Source organism: Neisseria sp. P0021.S007, assembly GCF_051956855.1.
On record NZ_JBQCXA010000485.1, the window covers coordinates 1 to 706 of the forward strand.

Below are 706 nucleotides of genomic sequence, written 5' to 3' on the forward strand. Positions count from 1 at the left end.
GAATGCGGTTGATGTATGCGCAATTTTATGCCAAATATATTAAATTTTATAAATATTCTATTGGAATTTCCGTTTGTTTTTGAAGTTAACCGTTCATCAAGGGCGTTATCTTAGTTTAATCTGTCTTTACTTATCAGAAAATATATTAATGAAAGGTTGTGCCATACTGCTCCATATACAGCTTAACCCCTGATGGAGAATCAAACCATGAAGAAAACTTTTGCAAAAACTGTGACCTTGATCATGCTGGCCGCTTCTTTGGGTGCATGTGCCAATATGACCCAAACCCAACGCAACACTGCTGCTGGTGCGGTATTGGGTGGCGTGGCAGGTAACTTGATTGGTGGCGATACCGGTTCTACCTTGGGTGGCGCGGCTTTGGGTGGCGTTATCGGCAGTCAGGTTCATACCCGCTACTAATCCTTTATTCGGTTAAAAATAAAAAGGCCGTCTGAACATTCAGACGGCCTTTTGTTTTGCGGTTTATTCGTTGACGAACGTTACACCGGTCAGTTGCGATTGCAAAATGGCAGTGCGCAAAGCAGTCAGTGCTTTCGGACGGACAAAGTTGCGGCGATAGGCCAAAACGACACGGCGGTGCGGTGCAGTACCTTCAAACGGGATAATGCTGAAAAGCATGTGGTCGTTTTCGGTCAATGCGGTAGCCGGCATGACGCTGATGGCCAAACCGCTGGCAACCATGTGG

The 706-nt window shown here is 45.9% G+C and carries 2 protein-coding genes; one reads left to right on the forward strand and one right to left on the reverse strand.

Annotated features, from left to right (window positions below; all coding sequences use genetic code 11):
- Nucleotides 1-207: 207 nt before the first annotated feature.
- Nucleotides 208-420 (forward strand): glycine zipper 2TM domain-containing protein, encoded by a 213-nt coding sequence (locus ACTHUR_RS14150; protein ID WP_003684747.1) that lies wholly within the window; start codon nucleotides 208-210, stop codon nucleotides 418-420.
- A gap of 63 nt (nucleotides 421-483) precedes the next feature.
- Here ACTHUR_RS14150 and ACTHUR_RS14155 read toward each other — a convergent pair.
- Nucleotides 484-706 (reverse strand): LysR substrate-binding domain-containing protein (locus ACTHUR_RS14155; protein ID WP_440399187.1); only part of this gene is annotated, 223 nt, incomplete at its 5' end.